We start from the raw sequence: 1,865 nt of genomic DNA on the forward strand, positions 1-1,865 counted from the left end.
CTCGAGGCCCTCGGCCGTGCCGAGCACGCGCAGGACGACGCCCGGGCGTCGGGCCGCGACGGCGTCGGCGACGGCGAGCAGGGGGTTCACGTGGCCCGCGGTGCCGCCGCCCGCGAGCAGCACGGCACCCGGTGTCGCGTCAGCCACGGGACCGCCCGATCACCGCGAGGGACCGCCGCACGACGCTGGGTCGGGCCGCGAGGGCCTCGGCCGCGCCGGGTTCGGACCGCGCGAACGAGATGACGACGCCGAGCGCCGCCATCGTCATGATGAGCGCGGACCCGCCCGCCGACACGAGCGGCAGCGGCAGGCCGATGACGGGTGCGAGGCCGATGACGACCGCGACGTTGACGAACGCCTGGCCGATGATCCAGCACAGCACCGCGCCCGTCGTGATCTGGACGAACGGGTCCGGGTGGCGGCGGATGACGCGCACCATCGCCAGCGCCATGAGGCCGAACAGGCCGAGGACGAGCAGCGTGCCGATCAGTCCCAGCTCCTCACCGATGATCGCGAAGATGAAGTCGTTGTGCGCCGCGGGCAGGTAGGACCACTTCTCGCGGCTCTCCCCCAGCCCGAGGCCGCCCCAGCCGCCGCTCGCGAGGCCCCAGCCGCCGTGCAGCGTCTGGTAGCAGGCGCTGCTCGTGTCGCAGCCCTCGGTGGACAGCCAGGACGTGATGCGGTCGGTCCGGTTCTGGCTCGTGACCGTCAGCAGGAAGGCGACGGCGCCGCCCGCGACCGCGGCGAGACCGAACATCCGCAGCGGCACCCCGGCGACGAACAGCGCGCCCGCGACGAGCATGAGCAGGACGAGCGCCGTGCCCAGGTCGTGGCCCGCGAGGACGACGAGCACCGCCAGACCGGCGATCGGCACGACGGGGATCAGCGCGTGCTTCCACTCGTGCAGGAGCGGCAGCTTGCGGGCCAGCACGGCCCCGAGCCACACGGCGAGCGCGAGCTTGATCGCCTCCGACGGCTGCGCGGACATGCCGCCGACGCACACCCAGTTGCGGTTGCCGCCCTCGCCGCAGCCGAGCCCCGGCACGAAGACCAGCAGCTGGAAGACGATCGCCGCGCCGAGCACGGGCCACGCGAACGCCTGCATGACGCGGACGGGGACGCGCGACAGGATCACGAGCAGGGGCAGGCCGATGAGCGCGAACTTGGCCTGGTCGGCGAACACCGCGTACGGCGAGTTGCCCTCGTCGAGCGACTCGACGCTCGAGCTCGACAGGACCATGACGAGCCCGATGACGAGCAGGAGCGTCGTGGCGCCCAGCAGCACGTAGTAGCTCGTGACGGCGGAGTTCCACTGCCCGAGCGCCGAGCCGCGCGGCTCGGCCGTCGCGGTCGCGGTGTCGGCCATCGGGTCAGCCCTCCTCGCGCAGCGCGCGCACGGCCTCGGCGAACCGGTCGCCGCGCTCGGCGTACGACGCGAACTGGTCCATCGACGCGCACGCCGGCGCGAGCAGCACCGTGACGGCGTCGGCGGGGGCGCCCGACGCGAGCCGTCGGGCCTCGTGCACGGCGAGGGTCATCACCGCCCCAGTGTCACCGGGGTCGACCTCGACGACCGGGACGTCCGGTGCGTGTCGGGCGAGCGCGTCGCGCAGCGGCTCGCGGTCCGCGCCGATGAGCACGACGCCGCGCAGGCGGTCCCGGCGGCTCGCGACGAGCTCGTCGAACGTCGCGCCCTTCGCGAGCCCGCCGGCGACCCAGACGACGCTGCCCGGTGCGAACGACGCGAGCGACGCGGCCGCGGCGTGCGCGTTGGTGGCCTTCGAGTCGTCGACGTACGCGACCCCGTCGACGACGCCGACGGGCGCGATGCGGTGCGCCCCGGGTGCGTAGGCGCGCAGCCCGTC

At 74.4% G+C, this 1,865-nt stretch carries 3 protein-coding genes; all 3 read right to left on the reverse strand.

Features of this window, described 5'->3' with window-relative positions:
- On the reverse strand, positions 1–147 hold a 147-nt coding region (locus HGA02_RS17975), incomplete at its 3' end, for a glycosyltransferase (RefSeq protein WP_343035589.1).
- A complete protein-coding gene (ftsW, locus tag HGA02_RS17980; protein ID WP_168680632.1) occupies positions 140–1,366 on the reverse strand; it encodes a putative lipid II flippase FtsW in 1,227 nt (408 codons plus the stop codon). The genes HGA02_RS17975 and ftsW, both read right to left, overlap by 8 nt.
- A 4-nt stretch (positions 1,367–1,370) precedes the next feature.
- A partial coding sequence (locus HGA02_RS17985) for a glutamate ligase domain-containing protein (protein WP_281357217.1) occupies positions 1,371–1,865 on the reverse strand: 495 nt, incomplete at its 5' end.

The sequence above is a fragment of the Cellulomonas septica genome (genome assembly GCF_012396155.1).
GTDB lineage: Bacteria > Actinomycetota > Actinomycetes > Actinomycetales > Cellulomonadaceae > Cellulomonas > Cellulomonas septica.